The sequence below is a fragment of the Pseudomonas sp. PA1(2017) genome (genome assembly GCF_001945375.1).
Lineage (GTDB): Bacteria > Pseudomonadota > Gammaproteobacteria > Pseudomonadales > Pseudomonadaceae > Aquipseudomonas.
Genome location: NZ_MSXU01000016.1, coordinates 40987 through 64536, shown reverse-complemented (window position 1 = coordinate 64536; position 23550 = coordinate 40987). Strand labels below are relative to the sequence as shown.

At 63.0% G+C, this 23550-nt stretch carries 29 protein-coding genes; 18 read left to right on the top strand and 11 right to left on the bottom strand.

Annotation, left to right across the window (positions count from 1 at the left end):
* Window positions 1–108: 108 nt before the first annotated feature.
* Window positions 109–1641 (top strand): sigma-54-dependent transcriptional regulator, encoded by a 1533-nt coding sequence (locus tag BVH01_RS23780; RefSeq protein WP_075932698.1) that lies wholly within the window; start codon window positions 109–111, stop codon window positions 1639–1641.
* A gap of 380 nt (window positions 1642–2021) precedes the next feature.
* Here BVH01_RS23780 and BVH01_RS24775 read toward each other — a convergent pair whose 3' ends face one another.
* On the bottom strand, window positions 2022–2402 hold the full coding sequence (locus tag BVH01_RS24775) for a hypothetical protein (RefSeq protein WP_075932697.1): 381 nt from the start codon (window positions 2400–2402) through the stop codon (window positions 2022–2024).
* A gap of 104 nt (window positions 2403–2506) precedes the next feature.
* Entirely contained in the window at window positions 2507–2974 is a 468-nt protein-coding gene (locus BVH01_RS23770) for a flavodoxin (RefSeq protein ID WP_075932696.1), read from the bottom strand.
* A 124-nt stretch (window positions 2975–3098) separates the two neighbouring features.
* Between BVH01_RS23770 and BVH01_RS23765 the strand changes: the two genes are divergently transcribed.
* Together BVH01_RS23765 and BVH01_RS23760 are read left to right on the top strand one after the other, a co-directional pair.
* Window positions 3099–3551, top strand: coding sequence for a PAS domain-containing protein (locus tag BVH01_RS23765; protein ID WP_075932695.1), 453 nt, complete (start codon window positions 3099–3101; stop codon window positions 3549–3551).
* 62 nt (window positions 3552–3613) lie between these two features.
* Window positions 3614–4216, top strand: coding sequence for a hypothetical protein (locus BVH01_RS23760; RefSeq protein WP_075932694.1), 603 nt, complete (start codon window positions 3614–3616; stop codon window positions 4214–4216).
* 6 nt (window positions 4217–4222) lie between these two features.
* Here BVH01_RS23760 and BVH01_RS23755 read toward each other — a convergent pair whose 3' ends face one another.
* Entirely contained in the window at window positions 4223–5176 is a 954-nt protein-coding gene (locus tag BVH01_RS23755) for a MerR family transcriptional regulator (protein WP_075932693.1), read from the bottom strand.
* Window positions 5177–5562: 386 nt separating this feature from the next.
* On the opposite strand from BVH01_RS23755, the gene BVH01_RS23750 reads away from it, so the two are divergent.
* The 6 genes from BVH01_RS23750 (at window position 5563) to BVH01_RS23725 (ending at window position 8668) form a co-directional block, all read left to right on the top strand.
* Entirely contained in the window at window positions 5563–6135 is a 573-nt protein-coding gene (locus BVH01_RS23750) for an antibiotic biosynthesis monooxygenase (RefSeq protein ID WP_075932692.1), read from the top strand.
* A gap of 149 nt (window positions 6136–6284) precedes the next feature.
* Complete coding sequence (gene folM, locus BVH01_RS23745; RefSeq protein ID WP_075932691.1) at window positions 6285–6995, top strand: dihydromonapterin reductase; 711 nt, start codon at window positions 6285–6287, stop codon at window positions 6993–6995.
* Window positions 6996–7016: 21 nt separating this feature from the next.
* Window positions 7017–7577 carry a GTP cyclohydrolase I FolE gene (folE, locus tag BVH01_RS23740; RefSeq protein WP_075932690.1) on the top strand — a complete coding sequence of 187 codons (561 nt, stop codon included), beginning with the start codon at window positions 7017–7019 and terminating at the stop codon, window positions 7575–7577.
* 2 nt (window positions 7578–7579) lie between these two features.
* On the top strand, window positions 7580–7951 hold the full coding sequence (gene folX / locus BVH01_RS23735; protein WP_075932689.1) for a dihydroneopterin triphosphate 2'-epimerase: 372 nt from the start codon (window positions 7580–7582) through the stop codon (window positions 7949–7951).
* Window positions 7952–8027: 76 nt separating this feature from the next.
* Window positions 8028–8330 carry a DUF1244 domain-containing protein gene (locus BVH01_RS23730; RefSeq protein ID WP_075932688.1) on the top strand — a complete coding sequence of 101 codons (303 nt, stop codon included), beginning with the start codon at window positions 8028–8030 and terminating at the stop codon, window positions 8328–8330.
* Window positions 8327–8668, top strand: a complete 342-nt coding sequence (locus BVH01_RS23725; RefSeq protein ID WP_075932687.1) for a HopJ type III effector protein — start codon at window positions 8327–8329, stop codon at window positions 8666–8668. The genes BVH01_RS23730 and BVH01_RS23725 overlap by 4 nt, the downstream gene beginning before the upstream one ends.
* Before the next feature lie 193 nt (window positions 8669–8861).
* On the opposite strand, the gene BVH01_RS23720 is transcribed toward BVH01_RS23725, so the two are convergent.
* Window positions 8862–10079 carry an argininosuccinate synthase gene (locus BVH01_RS23720; protein ID WP_075932686.1) on the bottom strand — a complete coding sequence of 406 codons (1218 nt, stop codon included), beginning with the start codon at window positions 10077–10079 and terminating at the stop codon, window positions 8862–8864.
* 99 nt (window positions 10080–10178) lie between these two features.
* Window positions 10179–11057: an OmpA family protein gene (locus BVH01_RS23715; protein WP_218189127.1), complete on the bottom strand. Its 879-nt coding sequence runs from the start codon at window positions 11055–11057 to the stop codon at window positions 10179–10181.
* Between the two features lie 418 nt (window positions 11058–11475).
* Between BVH01_RS23715 and pyrC the strand changes: the two genes are divergently transcribed.
* From pyrC to bfr, 5 genes are all read left to right on the top strand, one after another.
* Window positions 11476–12522, top strand: coding sequence for a dihydroorotase (gene pyrC / locus BVH01_RS23710; protein ID WP_075932684.1), 1047 nt, complete (start codon window positions 11476–11478; stop codon window positions 12520–12522).
* On the top strand, window positions 12519–13193 hold the full coding sequence (rnt, locus tag BVH01_RS23705) for a ribonuclease T (RefSeq protein WP_075932683.1): 675 nt from the start codon (window positions 12519–12521) through the stop codon (window positions 13191–13193). The genes pyrC and rnt overlap by 4 nt, the downstream gene beginning before the upstream one ends.
* 5 nt (window positions 13194–13198) lie before the next feature.
* Window positions 13199–14131, top strand: coding sequence for an N-acetyl-gamma-glutamyl-phosphate reductase (gene argC / locus BVH01_RS23700; RefSeq protein WP_075932682.1), 933 nt, complete (start codon window positions 13199–13201; stop codon window positions 14129–14131).
* Between the two features lie 210 nt (window positions 14132–14341).
* A complete protein-coding gene (locus BVH01_RS23695) occupies window positions 14342–14560 on the top strand; it encodes a bacterioferritin-associated ferredoxin (RefSeq protein WP_075932681.1) in 219 nt (72 codons plus the stop codon).
* Between the two features lie 197 nt (window positions 14561–14757).
* Entirely contained in the window at window positions 14758–15228 is a 471-nt protein-coding gene (gene bfr, locus BVH01_RS23690; protein WP_075932680.1) for a bacterioferritin, read from the top strand.
* Window positions 15229–15463: 235 nt separating this feature from the next.
* Here bfr and fpr read toward each other — a convergent pair whose 3' ends face one another.
* Window positions 15464–16243, bottom strand: coding sequence for a ferredoxin-NADP reductase (gene fpr / locus BVH01_RS23685; protein WP_075932679.1), 780 nt, complete (start codon window positions 16241–16243; stop codon window positions 15464–15466).
* A 122-nt stretch (window positions 16244–16365) separates the two neighbouring features.
* On the opposite strand from fpr, the gene BVH01_RS23680 reads away from it, so the two are divergent.
* Complete coding sequence (locus BVH01_RS23680) at window positions 16366–17292, top strand: LysR family transcriptional regulator (protein WP_075932678.1); 927 nt, start codon at window positions 16366–16368, stop codon at window positions 17290–17292.
* A gap of 3 nt (window positions 17293–17295) precedes the next feature.
* On the opposite strand, the gene BVH01_RS23675 is transcribed toward BVH01_RS23680, so the two are convergent.
* On the bottom strand, window positions 17296–17667 hold the full coding sequence (locus tag BVH01_RS23675) for a diacylglycerol kinase (RefSeq protein ID WP_177344627.1): 372 nt from the start codon (window positions 17665–17667) through the stop codon (window positions 17296–17298).
* Between the two features lie 75 nt (window positions 17668–17742).
* Window positions 17743–18393, bottom strand: coding sequence for a response regulator transcription factor ErdR (gene erdR, locus BVH01_RS23670; RefSeq protein WP_075932676.1), 651 nt, complete (start codon window positions 18391–18393; stop codon window positions 17743–17745).
* A 158-nt stretch (window positions 18394–18551) separates the two neighbouring features.
* On the opposite strand from erdR, the gene BVH01_RS23665 reads away from it, so the two are divergent.
* Window positions 18552–19448: a DMT family transporter gene (locus BVH01_RS23665; RefSeq protein ID WP_075932675.1), complete on the top strand. Its 897-nt coding sequence runs from the start codon at window positions 18552–18554 to the stop codon at window positions 19446–19448.
* Here BVH01_RS23665 and BVH01_RS23660 read toward each other — a convergent pair.
* Window positions 19432–20142 carry a tRNA-uridine aminocarboxypropyltransferase gene (locus tag BVH01_RS23660; protein ID WP_075932674.1) on the bottom strand — a complete coding sequence of 237 codons (711 nt, stop codon included), beginning with the start codon at window positions 20140–20142 and terminating at the stop codon, window positions 19432–19434. The two genes, BVH01_RS23665 and BVH01_RS23660, sit on opposite strands and share 17 nt — an antisense overlap.
* 244 nt (window positions 20143–20386) lie before the next feature.
* Here BVH01_RS23660 and BVH01_RS23655 point away from each other — a divergent pair, with 244 nt between their 5' ends.
* Together BVH01_RS23655 and BVH01_RS23650 are read left to right on the top strand one after the other, a co-directional pair.
* A complete protein-coding gene (locus BVH01_RS23655; protein WP_075932673.1) occupies window positions 20387–20788 on the top strand; it encodes a quorum-sensing-regulated virulence factor family protein in 402 nt (133 codons plus the stop codon).
* 51 nt (window positions 20789–20839) lie between these two features.
* Window positions 20840–21901: an LOG family protein gene (locus tag BVH01_RS23650; RefSeq protein ID WP_075932672.1), complete on the top strand. Its 1062-nt coding sequence runs from the start codon at window positions 20840–20842 to the stop codon at window positions 21899–21901.
* Window positions 21902–21965: 64 nt separating this feature from the next.
* On the opposite strand, the gene recX is transcribed toward BVH01_RS23650, so the two are convergent.
* Together recX and recA are read right to left on the bottom strand one after the other, a co-directional pair.
* Complete coding sequence (gene recX, locus BVH01_RS23645; RefSeq protein WP_075932671.1) at window positions 21966–22430, bottom strand: recombination regulator RecX; 465 nt, start codon at window positions 22428–22430, stop codon at window positions 21966–21968.
* Window positions 22430–23479, bottom strand: coding sequence for a recombinase RecA (gene recA, locus BVH01_RS23640; RefSeq protein ID WP_075932670.1), 1050 nt, complete (start codon window positions 23477–23479; stop codon window positions 22430–22432). The genes recX and recA overlap by 1 nt, the downstream gene beginning before the upstream one ends.
* Window positions 23480–23550 lie beyond the last annotated feature (71 nt).

Sequence of the window (23550 nt, the reverse complement as noted above, 5' to 3'; positions counted from 1 at the left end):
AAGCCCGACGGAAGATCGTTACCCTCAGATTAACGATCCGTGATGGTTAACAGCCGCGGCGCAGACCGGGCATACTGCGCCACCGTTCTCCCCTCGCCTCGGCTCGTCATGCGCATCCACGTCACCTTCATCGATCGCGTTGGAATCACCCAGGAGGTGCTCGCCCTGTTGGGCGGTCGCAACCTCAATCTCGACGCCGTGGAGATGGTACCGCCCAACGTCTACATCGATGCGCCGACGCTCAGTGCCGAGGTGCTCGACGAATTGCGCGATGCACTGTTCAAGGTGCGCGGCGTGCAGGCGGTGACGGTGGTCGACATCCTGCCGGGGCAACGCCGGCGCCTGCAGCTCGACGCCTTGCTCGCCGCCATGAGCGATCCGGTGCTGGCGGTCGATGGCGGCGGCCGCGTGCTGCTGGCCAATCCGGCGCTGATCGCCCTGTGCGGCCGTGAGCCGGAGGGCGAAGCGCTGGGCGAGTTGTTCGCCGACGCCGATCTGCACCAAGCGCTGCTCGACCAGCATTTTCGCCTGCCGCTGCGTGAAGTGACGCTCAACGGCCAGGCGCTGCTGCTCGACGCCGCCCCGATCAGCGAAACCGCCGAAGCCGGCCAGTTGGCGGGTGCCCTGCTCACCCTTTACGAGCCCAGCCGCATCGGCGCGCGCCTGGCCGCGCTGCACCACGATCATGCCGAGGGATTCGATTCGCTGCTGGGCGACTCGCTGCCCATCCGCACCCTGAAGGCTCGCGCCCAGCGGGTGGCGACGCTCGATGCACCGCTGCTGATTCATGGCGAAACCGGCACCGGCAAGGAGCTGGTGGCGCGTGCCTGCCATGCCCTGAGCCCGCGCCATGGCGCACCGTTCCTGGCACTCAATTGCGCGGCTTTGCCGGAAAGCCTCGCCGAGAGCGAACTGTTCGGCTACGCCCCCGGCGCCTTTACCGGCGCCCAGCGCGGCGGCAAGCCCGGGCTGCTGGAGTTGGCCAATCACGGCACGGTGTTTCTCGACGAGATCGGTGAGATGTCGCCGTACCTGCAGGCCAAGCTGCTGCGTTTTCTCAGCGACGGCACCTTTCGCCGGGTCGGTGGCGACCGCGAAGAGCGCGTGAACGTGCGCATCATCAGCGCCACGCATCGTGACCTGGAGCGCATGGTCGCCGAGGGCGAATTTCGCGAGGATCTGTTCTATCGCCTGAACGTGTTGAACCTGCAAGTGCCACCGCTGCGCGAACGCGGTCAGGACATCGTGCTGCTGGCTCGCCATTTCATGCAGCAGGCCTGCGCGCAGATTCAGCGTACCCAGTGCCGCCTGACACCGGAGACCTATCCGGCCCTGCTCGGCAATCGCTGGCCGGGTAACGTGCGTCAGTTGCAGAACGTGATTTTCCGCGCAGCCGCCATCTGCGAAAGCAATCTGGTGCAGGTCGATGATCTGGACATCGCCGGCACGGCAGTGGCCCAGCAACAGTTGGGAGGGGAAGTGATCAGCCTGGAGGCGGCTGTATCGGCATTCGAGAAGGAGTTGCTGGAGCGGCTCTACGTCAGCCATCCCTCGACGCGCCAACTGGCGGCACGCTTGCATACCTCACACAGCGCGATCGCCACGCGCCTGCGCAAATACGGAATCAAGGCCACTCGCTAGGGTCTGTTCCCGTTTCACGCACGGCCGCGCCGGAGCCAGTTTTTGCGCGAGGCAAGGGCCGCGCCCGCTCCCGGCGGGCTTGCGGCATTTCCCACATCCATGTGGGTCACACAGATGCGAGGTTTGGCAGGCCAAATGAGCCATCGAGTAACGCCGCATCGCGCAAAAACTGGCCCGGCCCTCAGGGTTGCGCGGGAAATGACCTCCGCTGTCGTTGCAGGACTTGGCAAGGGAACCACCATTCCCTGCGTCCTTCGCCTAACCGGAGGCCATTTCTCGCGGCAACGCGGCTCGCGCTGAAACGGGAACAGACCCTAGGGCCTGGCCGTGGGCGGGTGTTTCCGACCCCTCGGGGTAGAAACACCCACACCGATCAGCGCTTACTGGCTGGCGCCGCCGCCAGTGCCACCGGCACCGCCGCTACCACCGGTGCCGCCGCCGGTGCCAGTACCTGTCCCAGTACCCGAGCCGCCGGTGCCGCCACCATTGGTGCCGGTGCCGCCCGGCATCGGATCAGAGCCCGCGCCAGTGCCATTGCCGGTACCGGTGCCCGTGCCTGGCGTGGTGGTGGTACCGTCGGTGCCAGGCGCCGGGGTGCCAGGAGTCATCATACCGTTATCGGTCGGCGGGGCACCCGGTGTGGTCGACGGCTGCGGCGTGGTGGTGCCCGGTGCCGGAGCACTGGAATCCGCAACGGCAGGCAGAACGGCACCGGCCAGCAGGCCGCTAAGTACGAGGGCAGGAATCTTCATCTTGTTCATTGTCGTCACCTTTCATCCAGTTGGTGTGCAAGCTCATCCGCTTTCGTCGATGAAAACGAACGCTCCCTACACCCGACTGGCCGGGGTTCAACAACGTTCGAGCATCAGGATGGACGGTCGCTTTTCTGCAACATCTCGACAAATTCGCCGATCCACGGCTCCGCATCCTGCTCGGGCGTGACACTTTCACTGGCATCGATACGCAGCATCGGCAGCACTTCACGGATGCCCAGTTCGCCATACAGTTCGCGGGCCTGTTCGCCGCCCGCGCAGTAGGTATCGCCGTAGCTGGAGTCGCCCAGGGCGATCACGCCACCGGGCAGGTCGCTCCAGGCCGGCAACTGGTCGCGGATATCGTGATACAGCGGCTGCAGGTTGTCCGGCAGCTCGCCCATGCCGGTGGTCGAGGTCACTATCAGAAAGGCCTCGGGCGCGAACGCCTTGACGTCACCCAGGGTGGCACGCGGGTTGTGCCAGGCGTCGATACCGGCAGCCTTGAGCAACGACTCGGCGTGTCGGGCCACTTCTTCAGCGGTGCCGTAAACCGAACCGGAAAGAATCGCGACTTTCATGAGAACTCCATCGATTGAGACTGCGCGCATTATGCGGCATCAGGCTAACGCCTGCTGCACCCAGCGAAGCGGGCAAGCCGCGCACCTCTGGTAGACTGGCGAAAATCGACAGGGGACGCATGTGATGATCAATGCCAACTTGCTGCAACGGGTGGTCGAGGCCTCGAACGATGGCATCGTGGTCGCGGAACAGGAAGGCGAGGATCACATCCTCATCTATGCCAACCCGGCATTCGAAACCCTTACCGGCTACGGCAGCGAGGAAATCCTTTATCAGGACTGTCGATTTCTGCAGGGCGAGGAGCGTGATCAGCCAGCCGCGGCGCTGATCCGCAAGGCCATTCACAGCCGCCAGCCTTGTCGCGAGGTGCTTCGTAATTACCGCAAGGACGGCAGTACCTTCTGGAACGAGCTGTCGATCACGCCAGTGTTCAACGAAGCCGATCAGCTCACCTATTTCATCGGCATCCAGAAGAACGTCAGCGAACATGTTGCCGCCCAGGAGCGGGTACGGGCTCTGGAAAGCGAGCTTCAAGCCCTGCGCGCCGAACTGGCCGAACTGAAAAAATCGCGGTAACGGTAACGAAACATCCGACGAGTTGTCACAAGGGAGTCTCACCACCTTGCGCAGAAGTCGTAATGCAAGACTCGTCGCTGTTAACCCCCCTCGAAATGGAATTCATTCAGCAGCTTACGGAAAACGCTCCTGCCCCCGCCGAACCGGACCCGGTTCTGCAGGTCGATGCCGCGCGCCAGACCGCCGAGCTGTTGGCTCTTTGCGCCGCCAAGGAGCAATTGACCATCGAGGCGCACATCGACAATCAGCGCCTGACGTTCACCCCGCATCTGGTGACCGACGCCCAGAACGCCCCGCACCTTGAACTCGGCACTCCGCAGATCTTCGAAGAAGGCTCCTTTCACCGCGCCTGGCGCTTGCCGCTGGAACCGGCGCAGCCTTTGCTGCGCCGCGACGGTCAGCCAAGCAGCCTGGAGGTTCAGGAACTCTCGCTGACGGGTCTGTTGGTGGCGCAGACGGCCAAGGCCTCACCGCCGCAGCGGTTCAGCCTCGGCCTGGATATCGACGATGTCGAGCCGGTGATTCTGCAGGGCAGCCTGGTGCGCATCACCGATGACGGCCTGCTCGCCTACGAGTTGACCCTGGACGAGGACAGCAGCGAGCGCCTGCAGGCCCACCTCTACCAGCAGCACCGCAAGCTGTACCCCCACGCCCACAATTTATAGGGCCGATCAGGTATCCAGGCGCCCGGCCAGAAACTGCCGCAAGCGGCGGCGCATCAGCCGCCCATCGCTTCCCAGACAAGCAATCGCCGAGCCTTTGAAGCTCTCTTCCAACAGGTCGGCGCCCTCGCCCACCAGTGCCACGGGGCACTCCAGGCTCAACGACAGGCGCTCGAGCAATTGCCGGGTATCGGCGGATGGCGCCTGGTTGGAAAACACCACCACGGCCACCGGCTGCACCTTGCCGCATACCTGGGGTAATTCCTCCAGCGCCTGGCCGATGCCCAGCACCTGCACCGCGGCATCGACGGGGTTGAGCTGCAGCCCGGTCACCAGCAGCTCCAGCTCGCGACAGCGGCCTGGCAGCGCCACCAGCAAGAGGCGCCGCCCCGGCTGATCGCGCAGGTTGTGCAAACGCTGCAACACCCGGGCACGCAGATAGGTATCGAAGAACAGCCATTCGCTGCCATAGCCGGGCCGCCCATAGCGCAGCAGCAGGCGCTGCCAGAGCGGCATGATGATGTCCTGGAAGGTCACCGACAGCGGATAGCTGGAAAACACCTGGCCATAGACACGATCCAGCTCTGTCTCATCGAACGCCTGTACGGCGGCGAGCAGGCGGGTCTGCCATTGCGCCCACTCGCCCGAGGTGGCCGATTCGTAGCTGGGCGCGGCGCTGGCCTGGGCAGCTTCATTGCGGGTCAGGATGCGCCCCACCTTGCTGACCGGCACACCGCGCTCGATCCACGCCAGCACGCTGCGTACGGTTTCCACGTCGGCAGGCGAATAGAGCCGATGCCCACTGTCGGTGCGAACCGGCTGGATGAGGCCGTAACGCCGTTCCCAGGCGCGCAGCGTCACCGGGTTCACGCCTGTCAACCGCGCCACCTCGCGGATCGGGAACAGGTCCTCCTCCTTGAAAGCATTGACGTTGAAAGGTGCAGAACCAACCAGATCGGACATAGAAAAAACCGTTGCAGAGGTCAGAATTTCACAAGTCTACTCCAGCTCGGGCCGCCATTGACGTTACTTGTACAAGCCCTGTACAGGTGATAAGAACCCGGCTTGCGTGCTCCATAACGAATCCAGACTGCACAAGCCGGTGCAAAGTTGAGGTGAATATCCGCAAGCCAAACGGCGCGAGCGGCATCCGCCGACGAACGGCAGAATATCGGCTGTCCTTGTAGATGGCGGCACCTGGCCACTTTTGTCGATTCGGCATAGAAGTGGGCTAGCTAATTTGCCGGAAATAGGAATAATCCTTGCTGCAATCACGACGCGGCTCACCACCCCGAACCGCGCCTATCGCCTGGCCTTACCCTGGCCATGTGCTCAGCAGGAGATACACGATGTCTACCGAACCGGTCACCCTGATGGTGGCGCGCCGCGTCGCTGGCGAGCGCTATCACGATTTCATCGCCTGGCTGCGCGAAGGCGAGCAACTGGCTACCGACTTTCCCGGTTATCTGGGTTCCGGCGTTCTCGCCCCGCCACCGGGCGACGACGAGTTCCAGATGATCTTCCGCTTCACCGACGAGCACACCATGGCCACCTGGGAGCACTCCGCTTCGCGTCGAGCCTGGCTGGAGCGTGGCAAGGGCCTGTTCGCCCAACCCCATGAGCACCGTGCCCTGGGCCTGGATGCCTGGTTCGGCACGGGCCTGCGCCAACCGCCGCGCTGGAAACAGACCATCGCCATCTGGCTGGCCTTCTTCCCGGTGTCGCTATGCTTCAACCTGCTGTTCGGCAACCTGCTAGCCGACGTGCCATTAGTCACCCGCGTGCTGCTCAGCACCCTGGCCCTGACGCCGTTGATGACCTACCTGTTCATCCCGCTGGTAACCCGTTTGCTCGCCACCTGGCTGCAAGGCACCCGCAGCGCGGCATTGCCACGCAGGGCGAGCCCGACCACCAGCAGCTAAACCAGAGGCGCCACTGCCGGCGGTAGTGGCGCCTGGCTTTCCCACAGAGTGCGAAGGGTTGTACAGGTTGTACGGCTGCTATAACGTTGTACAACCAGGCTGCCGACACCTGTCGGCTGTGCCTTTCGTCCACTCTTGGCCAACCTCCCATGAGCGTCAGCAACGCCCCGATCCTGATCACCGGCGCCAGCCAGCGAGTCGGCCTGCATTGTGCCGAGCGCCTGCTCGACGACGGCCATCCGGTGATCGTGACCTTTCGCAGTGAAAAGCCTGCCCTGCAGCGCTTGCGCGAGCGCGGCGCGCTGACCCTGCAGGCCGACTTCCGCGACGAAGCCAGCATCCTGGCCTTCATCGAAAATCTGAAAAGCCAGACGGACAGCCTGCGCGCGATCGTCCACAACGCCTCGGCCTGGTTCGCCGAAGCGCCGGGCGAGGAAGCCGCCGCCTTCGCTCAGCTGTTCACCGTACACATGCTGGCGCCCTACCTGATCAACCTGCACTGCGCCGAACTGCTGCAGCGCAGCGAGCAGGCGGATATCGTCCATATTAGCGATGACGTGGTGCGCAAGGGCTCCGCCAACCGGCCGGCGTACTGCGCCAGCAAGGCTGGTCTGGACAGCCTGACCCTGTCGTTCGCCGCGCGCTTCGCGCCAGCCATCAAGGTCAACGGCATCGCCCCCGCGCTGCTGATGTTCAACGAAGACGACGACGCCCAATACCGCGCCAAGGCCCTGAGCAAATCCGCCCTGGGCTTCGAACCCGGCCCCCAGGTGATCTACCGGAGCCTGCGCTACCTGCTGGATACCCCATACATCACCGGCACCACCCTGACCGTGAACGGCGGCCGCCACCTCAAGTGAGGCGCCGCGAGGACCCTGACGATGAACCCATTACTGCCCAACCACTACCGCGAAATCCTCCTCGGCCTCGGCGAAGACCCCGAGCGCGAAGGACTGCTCGACACCCCCAAGCGCGCTGCCAAAGCCATGCAGTACCTGTGCAACGGCTATGAAAAAAGCCTGGCGGAAGTCGTCAACGGCGCGCTGTTCAGCTCCGACAGCGACGAGATGGTGATCGTCAAGGACGTCGAACTCTACTCGTTGTGCGAGCACCACCTGCTGCCCTTCATCGGCAAGGCGCACGTGGCCTACATTCCCACCGGCAAGGTGCTCGGTCTGTCGAAGATCGCGCGCATCGTCGACATGTACGCGCGCCGCCTGCAGATCCAGGAAAACCTCACCCGGCAGATCGCCAATGCCATCGAGGAAGTCACCCAGGCCGCCGGCGTGGCCGTGGTGATCGAGGCGCAGCACATGTGCATGATGATGCGCGGTGTGGAGAAGCAGAATTCGGTGATGAGCACCTCGGTGATGCTCGGCGCCTTCCGTGAGTCCTACAATACCCGTCATGAATTCCTGCAACTGATCGGACGGAGCAAGTAAGCATGCCCAGACTCGAACCCGGCATGGCGCGCATCCGCGTCAAGGACCTGCGCCTGCGCACCTTCATCGGCATCAAGGAAGAGGAGATCAACAACAAGCAGGACGTGTTGATCAACCTGACCATCCTCTACCCCGCCATCGATGCGGTGCGTGACAACGACATCGAGCACGCCCTCAACTACCGCACCATCACCAAGGCCATAATCGCTCACGTGGAAGGCAACCGCTTCGCCCTGCTGGAGCGGCTGACCCAGGAGATTCTCGACCTGGTGATGACCCACGAGGCCGTGCGCTACGCTGAAGTGGAGGTCGACAAGCCCCACGCACTGCGCTTCGCCGAGTCGGTATCGATCACCCTCGCCGGGCACCGCTGAGCCATCGGCCGCCCGGTTGCCGAGCGGCCTGCCGGCTTCTATCATCGCCGCCATCCCTCCCGGAGAGAGCATCGCCATGAACGACCAACAACGCCTCGAACTGGAAGCTGCCGCCTATCGCCGCCTGGTTCAGCACCTGCGTGAACGCCCGGACGTGCAGAACATCGACCTGATGAACCTGGCCGGCTTCTGCCGCAACTGCCTGTCCAAATGGTACAAGGCCGCAGCCGACGATCTGGATATCGCCATCACCCCGGACCAGGCCCGCGAAGAGGTCTACGGCATGCCCTACGCCGAGTGGAAAGCCAAGTACCAGACCGAAGCCAGCCCCGAGCAACAGGCTGCCTTCAACGCCAAGAACCCGAAAGGAACCGCATGAGCCATCTGAACGACTTCCGCGCACGTCTGAGCGCCGAGCATTTCGCCTTCGCCGAAACCCTGGCCTTCATCGCCGAGCACTACGACTACCAGCCCAGCGCCTTTCGCAACGGCGCAGTGAGCAACGCAGCCGGCCAGAACGAAGGCTCGTGCAAGACGCTGGGCCTGGCCCTGCTCGAAGGCCTGACCGATCAGGAAGCCCTGCTGTGCTTTGGCGAACACTACCGCAGCGTGCTGGCCACGCCCGAAGGCAGTGACCATGGCAACATCCGCGCTCTGATGAAGAGCGGCCTGGCCGGCGTCGAGTTCGACCAACAGCCGTTGGCCCGCAAAGCCTGACGCTCCCCTCACCGGCCAGACGCACGTTTGGCCGGTGCTCCCACCGCCCCACATTCATTACGCCCACAGCTCATCGCCCCTGCGGCTGCACGCCGAGAGCGCAGGAAGAATCGGTTGTGGACAGGTGGAAACAGAAATCGCCCAGCGCCGCCCCGGCGAATGCGGGGCAGCGCTGTTGGCGGGGACGCAGCGCTTACAGCAGCTTGCGATCCTTGCCAGCGGCGATGCGCAGGCGCAGTGCGTTGAGCTTGATGAAGCCCGCCGCATCGGCCTGGTTGTACGCGCCGCCGTCTTCTTCGAAGGTGGCGATATTGGCATCGAACAGCGAATCGTCGGACTTGCGGCCGACGACGACGACGTTGCCCTTGTACAGCTTCAGGCGCACCACACCATTCACGTTGGCCTGGGAAGCGTCGATCATCTGTTGCAGCATCAGACGCTCCGGGCTCCACCAGAAACCGTTGTAGATCAGGCTGGCGTATTTCGGCATCAGCTCGTCTTTGAGGTGAGCGACTTCGCGGTCTAGGGTGATCGACTCGATGGCACGGTGGGCCTTGAGCATGATGGTGCCGCCGGGGGTTTCGTAGCAGCCGCGGGACTTCATGCCAACGAAACGGTTCTCGACGATGTCCAGACGGCCGATGCCGTTCTCGCCGCCGATGCGGTTCAGCTCAGCCAGCACGGTGGCCGGGCTCAGTTCCTTACCGTCGATGGCGACGATGTCGCCGTTGCGGTAGGTCAGCTCGATGTAGGTCGGGGTGTCCGGCGCCGCTTCCGGCGACTTGGTCCAACGCCACATGTCTTCTTCGTGCTCGGTCCAGGTGTCTTCCAGCACGCCACCTTCATAGGAGATGTGCAGCAGGTTGGCATCCATGGAGTACGGCGACTTCTTCTTGCCGTGACGCTCGATCGGAATGGCGTGCTTCTCGGCATAGTCCATCAGCTTCTCGCGCGACAGCAGATCCCACTCGCGCCACGGGGCGATGACTTTCACGCCTGGCTTGAGCGCGTAGGCGCCGAGTTCGAAACGCACCTGGTCGTTGCCCTTGCCGGTGGCGCCGTGGGAGATGGCGTCGGCGCCGGTCTCGTTGGCGATTTCGATCAGGCGCTTGGCGATCAGCGGGCGAGCGATGGAGGTACCGAGCAGGTACTCGCCTTCGTAGATGGTGTTGGCGCGGAACATCGGGAACACGAAATCACGCACGAATTCTTCGCGCAGGTCGTCGATGTAGATTTCCTTGACGCCCATGGCCTGGGCCTTGGCGCGGGCCGGCTCGACCTCTTCGCCCTGGCCGAGATCGGCGGTGAAGGTCACCACTTCACAGTTATAGGTATCTTGCAGCCACTTGAGGATCACCGAGGTGTCCAGGCCACCGGAATAGGCCAGAACTACCTTTTTGACGTCCGCCATGCCATCCACTCCACGAGGTTGTTCGAAAGCCCGTGATTCTACTTGCCATGGGCCATGATTTACAGGGGTGCGACAGGCGATGGCGTCGAGGCGACAGGCTCAGGAGGTGGCAGCAGGCGTTGCCGGTACCGGTGGCGCCGCCGGAATGGCCTGCTCGGTGGGCTGCACCGGCGCATCCGGCACCTTGTCCAGCCGCACGGACACGCGACGATTCTTGTCCCGATTGGCGACGCTGTTGTTGGGCACCAGCGGATAACGCTCACCGTGGAAACGCATGATGATGCGCTCCTCGGGCACGCCCTGGGCCTTGAGATACTCCATCACTGCCAGAGCGCGGCGGCGGGACAGATCGCGGTTGGTCAGGCGGTTGCCACTGTTGTCGGAATGCCCGTCCAGCTCGATGCGATTGACCGTGGGGTCGGCCTTCATGAAGTCGAGGATGATTTCCAGCCGGGCCTTGGCCATGGCATCGAGTTCGGTGCCGCCGCCGGGAAAGCCGATGTTTGACTGGCGCACCTGGTCGAAGTTGACCGGCAGAAGCTTGGCGGTGCAATCGAGGTAGTCATCGTAGGCCTTGCGAAACCGCACGGGCAGCAGCCGCACTTCCAGGCTTTCACCGCCCATCGAGGTGCGGTGACGCACCAGCGGGCTACGCCCTTCCAGCAAACCAGTAAGCAGCCGCCCGGCCTGCTCCTGGCTGCTGTTGAAAGGCACCTCGCCACTGCGCACGCTCACCGCGCCCAGGTTGATATCGCCGCGCCCCGGTTGCCAGGGTGCCGCGGCGGCCAGCAAGGTGGCCGAGCCGCTGCCCAGCCAGCGCTCCCGAGCCTGCAGGCGGAAGGTGGCCTGCTCGCCGGCGCGCCGCACGAACTCCCCGGCACCGAAATCGGTGATCGGCTGGCTGAGGCGGCATTCGAACTTGTCACCGGCCACTTGCCACTCGACCTTTTCCAGCCGGGTCTGGAAGCTGATCGCCATGGCAGGCAGGCTCGCGCCAGCACTGACGATCAATCCGATGAGTAGGAAAAGAGGCTGACGCACAGCGAGCTCCGGGAAAAACGACCACTTACCCTCTGGGTATCGGTGGCCACCGGGAAAACTTGAGTGCGCAGCCTAGGGTCTGTTGCCGTTTCACGCACGGCCCCTCGGGTGGGGCCGCCTGGGTTGTGCGAGAAATCTCGCCACGCGTCGCTGGAGGACTTGCCAAGGGAAAACGCGGACAGCTAATCCATTCCTGCGCCCTCCGCCTAGCGGATCGCCGCCCGGCCTGGCGAGATTTCTCGCGGCAACGCGGCTCGCGTTGAAACGGCAACGGACCCTACCTATCTGCGGCGTGCCCCCGTCGCCCTTTTCCGGTAGCATTCCGGGCATGTTTTCGCCCCGCCTGGAAGCCTCAATGACCGACCGCATCACCCTGCTGCGTCCTGACGACTGGCACATTCACCTGCGCGACGGCGCCGTACTGCCGCACACCGTGGGTGATGTGGCCCGCACCTTCGCTCGCGCGATCATCATGCCCAATCTGGTTCCGCCGGTGCGCAACGCCGTCGAGGCGGGCGAGTATCGCCAGCGCATTCTCGCCGCACGGCCAGCCGGCAGCCCGTTCGAACCGCTGATGGTGCTCTACCTCACCGACCGCACCACGGGCGACGATATCCGTGCCGCCAAGGCCAGCGGCTACGTATATGCGGCGAAGATGTACCCGGCGGGCGCGACGACCAACTCCGACTCCGGCGTCACCAGCCTGGACAACATCAGTGGCGCCCTGGAAGCCCTGGCGGAAACCGGCTTGCCGCTGCTGGTACACGGCGAGGTGACGCGCTCGGAAATCGACGTTTTCGACCGCGAGAAAGCGTTCATCGACGAACACCTGTGTCGCGTCGTCGAGCGCTTCCCGACGCTCAAGGTGGTGTTCGAGCACATCACCACCGCCGATGCTGCGCAGTTCGTCAAAGAGGCGCCAGCCAACGTCGGGGCGACCATCACCCCCCAGCACCTGCTGTACAACCGCAACCACATGCTGGTGGGCGGCATTCGCCCGCACTTCTACTGCCTGCCGATCCTCAAGCGCAACACCCACCAGCAGGCGCTGCTCGACGCCGCCACCAGCGGCAGCCCGAAATTCTTCCTGGGTACCGACTCGGCACCCCATGCCAAACACGCCAAGGAAAACGCCTGCGGTTGTGCCGGTTGCTACACGGCCTACGCCGCCATCGAGCTGTACGCCGAAGCGTTCGAGGAGCGCGGCGCGCTGGACAAGCTGGAAGGTTTCGCCAGCCACTTCGGCCCGGATTTCTACGGCCTGCCGCGCAACACCGACACCATCACCCTGGTGCGCGAAGCCTGGACCGCCCCGGCCAGCCTGCCGTTCGGCGAGCAGACCGTCATCCCCCTGCGCGCCGGCGAAACACTGCGCTGGCGCCTGCTGGAGGCCGGCCAATGAGTGAAGAACTGTACGAAGACGATCAGGACCTGCCGACCAGCAGCGGGCCGCGCCACCCGATGGCCGCGCGCTTTCGTGGCTACCTGCCGGTGGTCGTGGACGTCGAGACCGGGGGCTTCAACAGTGCTACCGACGCCCTGCTGGAAATCGCCGCCACTACCATCGGCATGGACGAAGGCGGTTTCCTGTATCCGGATCACACCCACTTCTTCCGGGTCGAACCCTTCGAGGGCGCCAACATCGAACAGGCAGCCCTGGATTTCACCGGCATCAAGCTCGACCACCCGCTGCGCATGGCGGTCAGCGAAGAGCATGCCCTGACCGAGATCTTCCGTGGCCTGCGCAAGTCCCTGAAGGCCACTGGCTGCAAACGCGCGATCCTGGTCGGCCACAACAGCAGCTTCGACCTCGGCTTCCTGAATGCCGCGGTCGCCCGCTGCGACCTCAAGCGCAATCCTTTCCACCCCTTCTCCAGCTTCGATACCGCCAGCCTCGCCGGCCTCGCTTACGGGCAAACCGTGCTGGCCAAGGCCTGCCAGGCCGCCGGCATCGAGTTCGACGGTCGCGAAGCCCATTCCGCCCGCTATGACACCGAGAAGACTGCCGAGCTGTTCTGCGGCATCGTCAACCGCTGGAAGGAAATGGGCGGCTGGGAAGACTTCGACGAGTGAATGCCATGAAAAAATACCAGATCTTCATCGATGGGCAGGCCGGCACCACGGGCCTGCAGATTCGCCAACGCTTGGCCAATCACCCGCAGATCGACGTGGTCACCATCGACCACGACAAGCGCCGCGACGTCGACGCCAAGCTCGCACTGATGCGCTCGGTCGACGTCACCGTGCTGTGCCTGCCTGACGACGCCGCAAAAGAAACCGCGGCCCAGGCCCGCGAAGTCGGCTGCCGCGTGCTGGACGCCAGCTCCGCCCACCGCACCGCCAGCGACTGGGTATTCGGTATGGCCGAACTGGCCAAGGGTCAGCGTGAAGCGATCGCCAACGCTCGCGCCGTCAGCAACCCGGGTTGCTACGCCACCGGTGCCATTCTGCTGCTGCGCCCGCTGATCGAGGCCGGCCTGCTCGGCGCCGATCGCGAGCTGTGCATCAACGCGGTATCCGGCTACACCGGCGGCGGCACCAAGATGGTCGAGCGTTACGAGGGCGAAGGCGCGCCGGTCTACGCCGCCTACGGCCTGGGCTTCGATCACAAGCACATCCCGGAAATCCAGCACTGGAGCGGCCTGAACGCACGCCCGATCTTCCAGCCGGCGGTCGGCAGCTACGACCAAGGCATGCTGGTGATGATCCCGCTGCAAGGCAGCAACGGCGCAGAGCTGCACCAGGCGTTGGCAGCCTACTACCAGGGCGAGCAGTTCGTGCAGGTGCAGCCGTACAACGAGATTGCCGCGGACACCGCACCGTTCATCACGCCTCACGGCCTGAGCGGCAGCAACCGCGCCGAGCTGCAGGTATTCGGTGCGGGCAGCGGTCAGCAGGCGCTGTTGGTGGCCAAGCTCGACAACCTGGGCAAAGGTGCCTCGGGCGCTGCCGTGCAGAACCTGAACATCATGCTCGGCCTCGAAGAAGGGCTGTGCACGCAGATCGCCTGATCGCAGCCCCGCCTTCAATAAGAACCGGCTTCAGGCCGGTTTTTTATTGGCTGCAGCTCGCCCCGCCGGCCGAGTAGAACTAGTTGCGTGGGGTCACGCACGACCGCCTATCCAAAGGCGCCAATCAAGAGCGGTTTTATCTTTGACACGCATTCTCATTAACATTAGTATCTTTCGCCATCAGTCTCAGCCAAGCGACGGGCCAAGCCTATGTACGTCTGCCTCTGCGAAGGTGTCACCGACGGTCAGATCCGCGAAGCAATCTACGAAGGTTGCTGCAGCTACCGTGAAGTCCGTGAAACGCTGGGCGTTGCCAGTCAGTGTGGCAAATGTGCGTGTCTGGCCAAGCAGGTGGTGCGCGAAACCCTGAGTGAAGTGCAACAAAGCCAGGTAGTAATGGCCTACCCAGGAAATTTTGTTGCGGCTTGAACGCACGTTTTTTGAAGAACCGGATCTCGCATCCGGTTTTTTTATGCCTGAAATTCAATGAGTTAGCGCCAAGACGCACAACTTAACCACTCTCATTTATATTTATTTTCACTTATATTTCAATAACTTACGTTTGACAGCCGTATTTGGCAAGCCCAGAATTCGCCATCGGTTACTCAATTTCGGTGGGCACGCGCATGAAAGGCGACAAGAAAGTCATCCAGCACTTGAACAAGATCCTCGGCAACGAGCTGGTCGCGATCAACCAGTACTTCCTGCATGCCCGTATGTACGAAGACTGGGGCCTGACCAAACTCGGCAAGCACGAGTACCACGAATCCATCGACGAGATGAAGCACGCTGACAAGCTCATCAAACGCATCCTGTTCCTGGAGGGCCTGCCGAACCTGCAGGACCTGGGCAAGATCCTGATCGGCGAGAACACTCAGGAAATGCTCGAGTGCGACCTGAAGATCGAGCACAAGGCGCACATCGACCTGAAAGAGGCCATCGCCTACTGCGAAAGCGTCGGCGACTACGCCAGCCGTGAACTGCTCGAGGACATCCTCGAATCCGAGGAAGAACATATCGACTGGCTGGAAACCCAACTTAGCCTGATCCAGGCTGTTGGTCTGCAGAATTACCTGCAGTCGCAGATGGACGAATAATCGTCGACTGCAACGAAAGACGGGAGCCAAGGCTCCCGTTTTTATGCCTGCGCTCTGGGCATAAAAAACCGGAGAGCCTTAAGGGCACTCCGGTTTTTCTACTAATGACTCAGGGAGCTTGCGAGCTAGAGCCATGCAAGGCGAAAACTGGCGAAAAAGCGGAGTGTACTTTTGTACATGAGCATTTTGAGTCAGTTTTCAACGCAGCAGGGCCGACGCGCAGCTGCTCAACAGATCACTTCTCGACGAAGGCGCGCTCGATCAGGTAGTCACCCGGCTCACGCATGCGCGGCGAAATCTTCAGGCCGAAGCTGTCGAGCACTTCGCTGGTCTCGTCGAGCATGCTCGGGCTGCCGCAGATCATCGCGCGGTCGTCCTGGGGGTTGATCGGCGGCAGGCCGATGTCCGCGAACAGCTTGCCGCTGCGCATCAGGTCGGTCAGACGACCCTGGTTCTCGAACGGCTCGCGGGTCACGGTGGGGTAATAGATCAGCTTTTCCTTCAGCGCATCGCCGAAGAACTCGTTCTGCGGCAGGTGCTCGGTAATGAATTCGCGGTAGGCCACTTCATTGACGTAGCGCACACCGTGAACCAGGATCACCTTCTCGAAACGCTCGTAGGTTTCCGGATCCTGAATCACGCTCATGAAAGGCGCCAGGCCGGTACCGGTGCTGAGCAGGTACAGGTGCTTGCCCGGATTGAGGTCGTCGAGCACCAGCGTGCCGGTAGGCTTCTTGCTGATGATGACTTCGTCACCTTCCTTGAGGTGCTGCAACTGGGAGGTCAGCGGGCCATCAGGCACCTTGATGCTGAAGAACTCCAGGTGCTCTTCCCAGTTCGGGCTGGCGATGGAGTAGGCGCGCATGAGCGGACGGCCACTTTCCTGTTGCAGGCCGATCATCACGAACTGGCCATTCTCGAAGCGCAGACCCGGGTCGCGGGTGCACTTGAAGCTGAACAGCGTGTCATTCCAGTGGTGAACACTCAGAACGCGTTCGTGGTTCATGTTGCTCATGTACGGGGGCTCCTGAAAACGTCGGGCGCGCTGATTCTTGAGCGCAATTGCGCGGCATTCTAATCGCGGCCAGAATATCTGTTAAATGAATTATCAAGATATGGGTTATCGGTTATATAGATATGCGATTTACGCTACGTCAACTCCAGGTATTCGTCGCCGTCGCCCAGCAGGAAAGCGTCTCCAAGGCCGCCTCCCAACTGGCCCTGTCGCAATCGGCGGCTAGCACCTCGATCAGCGAGCTGGAACGGCAATCCAGCTGCCAGCTGTTCGACCGCGCCGGTAAACGCCTGAGCCTCAACGCCCTGGGCCGCCAGTTGCTGCCCCAGGCGGTCGCCCTTCTCGACCAGGCCAAGGAAATCGAAGACCTGCTCAACGGCAAATCAGGCTTCGGCTCGCTGGCCGTCGGCGCCACGCTGACCATCGGCAACTACCTAGCCACCCTGCTGATCGGCGGTTTCATGAAAGTGCATCCGGAGAGCCAAGTGAAACTCCACGTGCAGAACACCGCACATATCGTGCAGCAGGTGGCTCACTATGAAATTGACCTGGGTCTAATCGAGGGTGACTGCAATCACCCGGACATCGAGGTACAGAGCTGGGTCGAGGATGAGCTGGTGGTGTTCTGCGCGCCGCAGCATCCGCTGGCCAAACGCGGGCATGCGGGCATCCGCGAATTGAGCGGCGAGGACTGGATCCTGCGCGAACAGGGCTCAGGTACCCGGCTGACCTTCGATCAGGCCATGCGCCACCATTCCGACGCGCTCAACGTACGCCTCGAACTGGAACATACCGAGGCGATCAAGCGTGCGGTGGAGTCGGGCCTGGGCATCAGTTGCATTTCACGACTGGCGCTGCGCGATGCCTTTCGCCGTGGCAGCCTGGTTCCCGTGGAAACGCCGGATCTGGATCTGCGCCGGCAGTTCTATTTCATCTGGCACCGACAGAAATACCAGACCGCCGCCATGCGTGAATTTCTCGACATGTGCCGGGCGCTGACCGCCGGCATCCGCCGTAGCGACGAGATCGTGCTGCCAGCGGTGCGCTAGCCGCTAGCCGAGCAGGATCAGCGCCCATACGCTGGCGATCAGCGTCAGGGACACCAACTGCGCAGCGCTGCCCATGTCCTTGGCGGTTTTGGACAGTGGATGCAGGTCCAGGGAAATGCGGTCGATGGCCGCTTCGACCGCCGAATTGAGCAGTTCGACGATCAGCGCCAGCAGGCACACGGCAATCATCAGCGCGCGCTCGACGCGGCTGACATCGAGCAGCAGCGCAACGGGAATCAGCACCACGTTGAGTAGCACCAACTGGCGAAATGCCGCTTCGCCCGTGAAGGCCGCACGCAGGCCATCGAGCGAATAGCCCGCGGCATTGAGAATACGCTTTAAACCGGTTTGTCCTTTGAACGGCGACATGGGCAATGAGCTATGGCAGAGAAAGGCGCGCAGGGTACGCGAGCGCACCGTGAAAATCTCGTGAAATGCGCCACAAACGCATCAGGCGGCCGGCACCGATTCCAATTGCTGCAACAACAGCGCTGCCTGGGTTCGGGTGCGCACCCCGAGCTTGCGGAAAATAGCCGTCACATGGGCCTTCACCGTCGCTTCGGAAACGCTCAGCTCGTAGGCGATCTGCTTGTTCAGCAGACCTTCGCAGACCATGGTCAGCACCCGGAACTGCTGCGGCGTGAGGCTGGCAAGGCCGGCACTGGCGGCCTTGGCCTCGCTGGACAGGCTGATCGCCTCCTCACTTTGCGGCGGCCACCAGACTTCGCCTTCCAGCACCTGGCGCACGGCCTGCTGGATCACTTCGAGGGAGCTGGATTTGGGAATGAAACCGCTGGCGCCGAACTCACGGGAACGCACCACCACCGCCGCGTCTTCCTGGGCGGAAATCATCACCACCGGAATCTGCGGGTACTGGCCACGTAGCAACACCAGCCCGGAGAACCCGTAGGCACCGGGCATGTTGAGGTCGAGAAGGACCAGATCCCAATCGGTCTTTTCGGCCAGCCGGGCTTCCAGCTCGGCGATGCTGGCGACTTCCACCAAGCGCACGCCGGAGCCGAGGCCCATCGTCAGGGCTTGCTGCAGCGCGCTGCGAAACAGCGGATGATCATCAGCTATCAGGATTTCGTAAGCGACCATGGCAGATCCTGTTCTTTTTATAGGCATACCGTGCTGCAGGCCCCATCTGCCTGACAGCGTGACGTACGGCGCCCACCAGCATGCCGAGCGCAGGCGGGGTGGTCAAGCGCAGCGCTTTGCGGCAAAGTCTGCGCCCTTTTTGCAGGGAGCTCACCACCATGCCCAACCACGCGCTGCGCGCCGACCTGCTGATGCTGGTCACCGCGATGATCTGGGGCTCGTCTTTCGTCGCCCAGCGGCTGGGAATGGATGCCATCGGGCCGTTCCTGTACAGCGGCCTGCGATTCGCCCTGGCGGTGGTGGTGCTGCTGCCGGTGATCATGCTGCTGCGTCACCGCAGCGCTCAACCGGCCTCGCCCATCAGCCGCCCGGTGCTGCTTGGCGGCAGCCTGATGGGTGCGGTGCTGGCGCTGGGCATCAACCTGCAGCAGGTTGGCCTGCTGTTCACCAGCGTCACCAACTCGGGCTTCATCACCGGCCTCTATGTCATCGTGGTGCCCCTGCTCGGCCTGCTGCTGGGCCACAAGACCGGGCTGGGCATCTGGCTGGGCGCTTCGCTGGCAGTGCTCGGCATGTTCCTGCTCAGCGTCGGTGAAGGCTTCCAAGTCGCTTCAGGCGACCTGCTGCAACTAGCCGGCGCCTTAGTGTGGGGCATTCACGTGCTGCTGGTGGGGGTTTTCGCCGCCCGCCACGATGCGCTGGTCCTGGCCCTGGTGCAGTTCATCACCTGCGCGGTGATCAGCCTTGCCCTGGCCCTGATCTTCGAACGGCTGCCCGGCGCCGAGATCACCCAGGCGCTGCCCGCGATTCTCTACGGCGGCATCTTTGGCGTGGCGTTGGGCTTTACCTTGCAGGTCGTCGCCCAGAAGCATGCGATTGCCTCCCATGCGGCGATCATTCTGTCCCTGGAGGCTGTGTTCGCAGCCATCGCCGGGGCATTGCTGCTGGGCGAGTCGCTTTCCTCGCGCGGCTACGTCGGCTGCGCGCTGATGTTCGCCGGCATGCTGCTCGCCCAGCTATGGCCAAAGCCGGCAAGCATCAAAGAAACGGCTTGAGGCGCGCGTGCAGGTCGTCGTCGAGGTTCACGGCGCGGGGCGCCTTGGAGGCCAGGTAATGCTCGCTGAATACGTCCAGATAGGCGTTCAGGGCATCGGCAGCGCGCTCGTCATCGGCCAACTCCAGGCACATGGCCGCGACCTCGGCAGTGCACAGGTGATCGTCGCGCTTGGAGCGCCGTAACCGATAGCGCGACAGCGTCTCCGGCTGCAGGCTCAGAACCGGCAGGCCGTCCAGATAAGGGCTCTTGCGAAACATCTTGCGCGCCTGCGTCCAGGTGGCATCGAGCAGCACGAACAGCGGTCGCTTGCCGGCCGCCGGCTGCACGGAGGTCACCACCCGCTCGGGCTCGGCGTATTCGACAGGAAATACCAGATAGGGCTGCCACTGCTCGTCATCGAGCAAGGTCGGCAACGCCGGGTCGACCTCGGTTCGCGACCAGCCGAAGGCCGAGGTATCGGCCACCACGTCGGCGATCAGCCAGCCTGTATTGCTCGGTTTCAGCGCCTCGACATCGTGCATCACCAGGCACACACCCGCACGCGCCGGAACCTGCGGCTTCCACGCGCACAGGCAGTGGCTGCTGGCCAGCCGACACCGTGAGCAACGCGCCGCACGAGAGCCCCGGGCCAGGAACGGTTTGACGCTACGGGCCAGGCGCGCGGCACGTAAAGCGTGGACAGCGTGGCTCATGGGCGCACGCCCGGCTTGCTGGAGATCACGTGATGAAAAGCAGGGGAATACATGACTGGCAGAATCGCTGGCAGGAGGGACGACTAGTTTACCAAGTGCTGGCCGCACGGTGCCGCTCAATACGCACGCCGCAGCGGCGACAAGCTTGGTAACATCGATCACCGGCTGCCGACTTGATTCGCCAGAACGAACATAACCAGAAGAGCCCGGTCTATTACCGCTCACTGCCTTCAGGAGTCTGCCCATGCAGCGTATCGCCCTATCCGTTCTCCTCGCCAGCCTGCTCCTGCCAGCCGCTCATGCTGCGTCGCTCAAGGATTACGAGCTCACCAAAACCCTGGAAAATGTGGCCAAGGAAAGCAGCGCCGGCACGCCGCGCGCCATCAACGAAGACATTCTCGACCGTGGCTACACCGTCGAAGGCAACGAGCTGATCAATCACCTCAGCGTTCGCCCCTCCCACGCCTCGCAGATGCGCGGCAACCCCGATACCGTCCGCGCCCAGCTGACCAACAGCGTGTGCAGCAATCCGGGCTTTCGCAAGCTGCTGGCCAGCGGTGCGGTGCTGCGCTATGAGTTCAGCGAGATCCAGAGCAACCGCCCCATCACCACCGAGCGATTCGGCAAGGCCGACTGCCGCCTGTAAGTCATGGGATTGTGCTAGAACTCGGGGCATTGACGCATAAGGAGTAGCGCAATGGACGACCACGCGAATGGCAACCTGCCGGCGAGCGGCGATGCACTGGCAGCTGATCTGGACGCCCTGGCAACGCGTATAACGCCGGCTGGCAGCGCCAACGTCGAGCTGTACCGGGAAATGCTCGCCACCGTGGTGCGCATGGCCCAGGCCGACCGCAATCGCTGGGACGCCAAGATCATGCTGCAGACCCTGCGTGAACTGGAGCGAGCGTTCGCCATGCTCGATCGTTTTCGCCATCGCCGCAAGGTCACCGTGTTCGGCTCCGCGCGCACCCAACCCGGTCATCCGGTCTACGCCCTGGCGCGGGAACTGGGCGAGACACTCGCCCGCCATGACCTGATGGTGATCACCGGTGCCGGTGGCGGCATCATGGCCGCCGCCCATGAAGGCGCGGGCCGCGACAACAGCCTGGGCTTCAACATCACCCTGCCCTTCGAGCAATCCGCCAATGCGGTCATGAAAGGCAGCGACAATCTGCTGTCCTTCCATTTCTTCTTTCTGCGCAAGCTGTTCTTCGTCAAGGAAGCCGACGCCCTGGTGCTCTGCCCGGGCGGCTTCGGCACCCTGGATGAAGCCCTGGAAGTCATCACCCTGATCCAGACCGGCAAGAGCCCGCTGGTGCCTGTGATCCTGCTCGACGAGCCGCATGGCACCTTCTGGCAGGGCTTGCTCGATTACATCCAGCAGAACCTGGACAGCAACGGCTACATCCTGTCCAGTGACCTGAACCTGATGCGCCTGGTACACGACGCCGAGTCGGCCGCCCGGGAAATCGATCGTTTCTACGCCAACTACCATTCCAGCCGCTGGCTGCAGGATCAGTTCGTGGTACGCATGCGCCATCCGCTGAGCGAAGCCGCGCTGGCGCACCTGAACCTGCAGTTCAGCGACCTGTGCAAGCATGGCGACATCCAGCAGCAACCAGCCGGTGACGAACTCGTCGACGGCGCCGAGCTGCATGAACTGCCAAGGCTGACGTTCACCTTTAGCGGGCGTAATGCGGGACGTTTGCGGGAATTGCTCGACGTGATCAACCAGCCACAGCATTGGCTGAGCTGAACACAGCGTCAAAAGGAAGGGGACGCCTGGGCGTCAGAGTGGCGAACCGAGCCACGGGTGAGGGTCAGTCGTCGAACGCGCCGCGCAGCAGCTGGCCGACCAGATCCATCGGATAACCGCGATAGACCAGAAAACGCATCTGCTTGGCTCGCTCGCGAGCATCGTGAGGCAATTGACCAGCGAACTTGCGTTGCCAGGTTTCCCGCAAGCCTTCGCGCCAATCAATACCGCTGTCGCGCAGCGCCTGGTCGACATCCGCTCGCGCCAAGCCACGCTGGGAAAGATCATCGCGGATGCGCTGCGGGCCGAAACCCGAGCGCGCCCGGTAACCGATGAAACTTTCCAGATAACGCGCCTCGGACAACAGCCCTTCTTCGCTCAGGCGATCGAGGGCCGTTTCGATGTGCTCGTCGCAGGCTCCGCGCTGGCGCAACTTGCGCGCCAGTTCGACACGCCCGTGTTCACGACGCGCCAGCAGGTCCATGGCGGCATGCCGCACCGCCGCGACGTTATCCAGAACAGCGGGCATCAGAAGTCGGCTTCGGTATCCACCAGGTCAGCAGCCGTGGCATTGGCCTTGGCAGGCCCAGACACCACCAGCAGCTTGTCGCGGATCTGGCCTTCGATCTCGCGGGCCACTTCCACGTTGTCTTCCAGGAACTTGGCGGCGTTGGCCTTGCCCTGACCGATCTTGTTGCCCTTGTAGCTGTACCAGGCGCCGGATTTTTCGACCAGACCCTGCTGCACGCCGAGGTCGATGATCTCGCCGTTACGGTAGATGCCCTTGCCGTAGAGAATCTGGAACTCGGCTTGGCGGAACGGCGGAGCGACCTTGTTCTTCACCACTTTCACACGGGTTTCGCTGCCGACCACTTCGTCGCCCTCTTTCACCGCGCCGGTGCGGCGAATGTCGAGGCGAACCGAGGCGTAGAACTTCAGGGCGTTACCACCTGTGGTGGTTTCCGGGCTACCGAACATCACGCCGATCTTCATGCGGATCTGGTTGATGAAGATCACCAGGCAGTTGGCGTTCTTGATGTTGCCGGTGATCTTGCGCAGCGCCTGGCTCATCAGGCGAGCCTGCAGGCCGACGTGCATGTCGCCCATCTCACCTTCGATTTCCGCTTTCGGCACCAGGGCGGCAACGGAGTCGACGATGATCACGTCGATGGCGTTGGAGCGCACCAGCATGTCGGTGATTTCCAGGGCCTGCTCACCGGTATCCGGCTGCGAGACCAGCAGGTCGTCGACGTTGACGCCCAGCTTGCCGGCGTAGTCGGGGTCCAGCGCGTGCTCGGCGTCGACGAAGGCACAGGTGGCGCCTGCCTTCTGCGCTTCGGCGATGACCTGCAGGGTCAGCGTGGTCTTACCCGAGGATTCCGGGCCGTAGATTTCCACGATCCGGCCTTTCGGCAAGCCGCCAATGCCAAGCGCGATGTCGAGGCCCAGGGAGCCGGTGGAAATGGCCGGAATGGCCTGACGGTCGTGATCGCCCATGCGCATGACTGCGCCCTTGCCGAACTGTTTCTCGATCTGGCCCAGGGCAGCCGCCAACGCGCGCTTCTTGTTCTCGTCCATTGTATTCCTCACGTGATCAGAAGGGCCTGACGGCCAATAACTGTATAAGTAGACAGTATTATTCCACAGGG

Excerpts from the sequence above, each read along its gene's own strand:
- folX (WP_075932689.1), top strand. The coding sequence starts at position 7,580 with ATGCCCAGACTCGAACCCGGCATGGCGCGCATCCGCGTCAAGGACCTG.
- rnt (WP_075932683.1), top strand. The coding sequence starts at position 12,519 with ATGAGTGAAGAACTGTACGAAGACGATCAGGACCTGCCGACCAGCAGC.
- recA (WP_075932670.1), bottom strand. The coding sequence starts at position 23,479 with ATGGACGAGAACAAGAAGCGCGCGTTGGCGGCTGCCCTGGGCCAGATC.
- BVH01_RS23780 (WP_075932698.1), top strand. The coding sequence starts at position 109 with ATGCGCATCCACGTCACCTTCATCGATCGCGTTGGAATCACCCAGGAG.
- BVH01_RS23695 (WP_075932681.1), top strand. The coding sequence starts at position 14,342 with ATGTACGTCTGCCTCTGCGAAGGTGTCACCGACGGTCAGATCCGCGAA.
- erdR (WP_075932676.1), bottom strand. The coding sequence starts at position 18,393 with ATGGTCGCTTACGAAATCCTGATAGCTGATGATCATCCGCTGTTTCGC.
- recX (WP_075932671.1), bottom strand. The coding sequence starts at position 22,430 with ATGCCCGCTGTTCTGGATAACGTCGCGGCGGTGCGGCATGCCGCCATG.
- argC (WP_075932682.1), top strand. The coding sequence starts at position 13,199 with ATGAAAAAATACCAGATCTTCATCGATGGGCAGGCCGGCACCACGGGC.
- BVH01_RS23750 (WP_075932692.1), top strand. The coding sequence starts at position 5,563 with ATGTCTACCGAACCGGTCACCCTGATGGTGGCGCGCCGCGTCGCTGGC.
- BVH01_RS23650 (WP_075932672.1), top strand. The coding sequence starts at position 20,840 with ATGGACGACCACGCGAATGGCAACCTGCCGGCGAGCGGCGATGCACTG.
- fpr (WP_075932679.1), bottom strand. The coding sequence starts at position 16,243 with ATGAGCAACATGAACCACGAACGCGTTCTGAGTGTTCACCACTGGAAT.
- bfr (WP_075932680.1), top strand. The coding sequence starts at position 14,758 with ATGAAAGGCGACAAGAAAGTCATCCAGCACTTGAACAAGATCCTCGGC.
- BVH01_RS23755 (WP_075932693.1), bottom strand. The coding sequence starts at position 5,176 with ATGTCCGATCTGGTTGGTTCTGCACCTTTCAACGTCAATGCTTTCAAG.
- BVH01_RS23765 (WP_075932695.1), top strand. The coding sequence starts at position 3,099 with ATGATCAATGCCAACTTGCTGCAACGGGTGGTCGAGGCCTCGAACGAT.
- BVH01_RS23665 (WP_075932675.1), top strand. The coding sequence starts at position 18,552 with ATGCCCAACCACGCGCTGCGCGCCGACCTGCTGATGCTGGTCACCGCG.
- BVH01_RS23770 (WP_075932696.1), bottom strand. The coding sequence starts at position 2,974 with ATGAAAGTCGCGATTCTTTCCGGTTCGGTTTACGGCACCGCTGAAGAA.
- folE (WP_075932690.1), top strand. The coding sequence starts at position 7,017 with ATGAACCCATTACTGCCCAACCACTACCGCGAAATCCTCCTCGGCCTC.
- BVH01_RS24775 (WP_075932697.1), bottom strand. The coding sequence starts at position 2,402 with ATGAACAAGATGAAGATTCCTGCCCTCGTACTTAGCGGCCTGCTGGCC.
- BVH01_RS23680 (WP_075932678.1), top strand. The coding sequence starts at position 16,366 with ATGCGATTTACGCTACGTCAACTCCAGGTATTCGTCGCCGTCGCCCAG.
- BVH01_RS23730 (WP_075932688.1), top strand. The coding sequence starts at position 8,028 with ATGAACGACCAACAACGCCTCGAACTGGAAGCTGCCGCCTATCGCCGC.
- BVH01_RS23715 (WP_218189127.1), bottom strand. The coding sequence starts at position 11,057 with ATGGCGATCAGCTTCCAGACCCGGCTGGAAAAGGTCGAGTGGCAAGTG.
- BVH01_RS23760 (WP_075932694.1), top strand. The coding sequence starts at position 3,614 with ATGCAAGACTCGTCGCTGTTAACCCCCCTCGAAATGGAATTCATTCAG.
- folM (WP_075932691.1), top strand. The coding sequence starts at position 6,285 with ATGAGCGTCAGCAACGCCCCGATCCTGATCACCGGCGCCAGCCAGCGA.
- pyrC (WP_075932684.1), top strand. The coding sequence starts at position 11,476 with ATGACCGACCGCATCACCCTGCTGCGTCCTGACGACTGGCACATTCAC.
- BVH01_RS23725 (WP_075932687.1), top strand. The coding sequence starts at position 8,327 with ATGAGCCATCTGAACGACTTCCGCGCACGTCTGAGCGCCGAGCATTTC.
- BVH01_RS23660 (WP_075932674.1), bottom strand. The coding sequence starts at position 20,142 with ATGAGCCACGCTGTCCACGCTTTACGTGCCGCGCGCCTGGCCCGTAGC.
- BVH01_RS23720 (WP_075932686.1), bottom strand. The coding sequence starts at position 10,079 with ATGGCGGACGTCAAAAAGGTAGTTCTGGCCTATTCCGGTGGCCTGGAC.
- BVH01_RS23655 (WP_075932673.1), top strand. The coding sequence starts at position 20,387 with ATGCAGCGTATCGCCCTATCCGTTCTCCTCGCCAGCCTGCTCCTGCCA.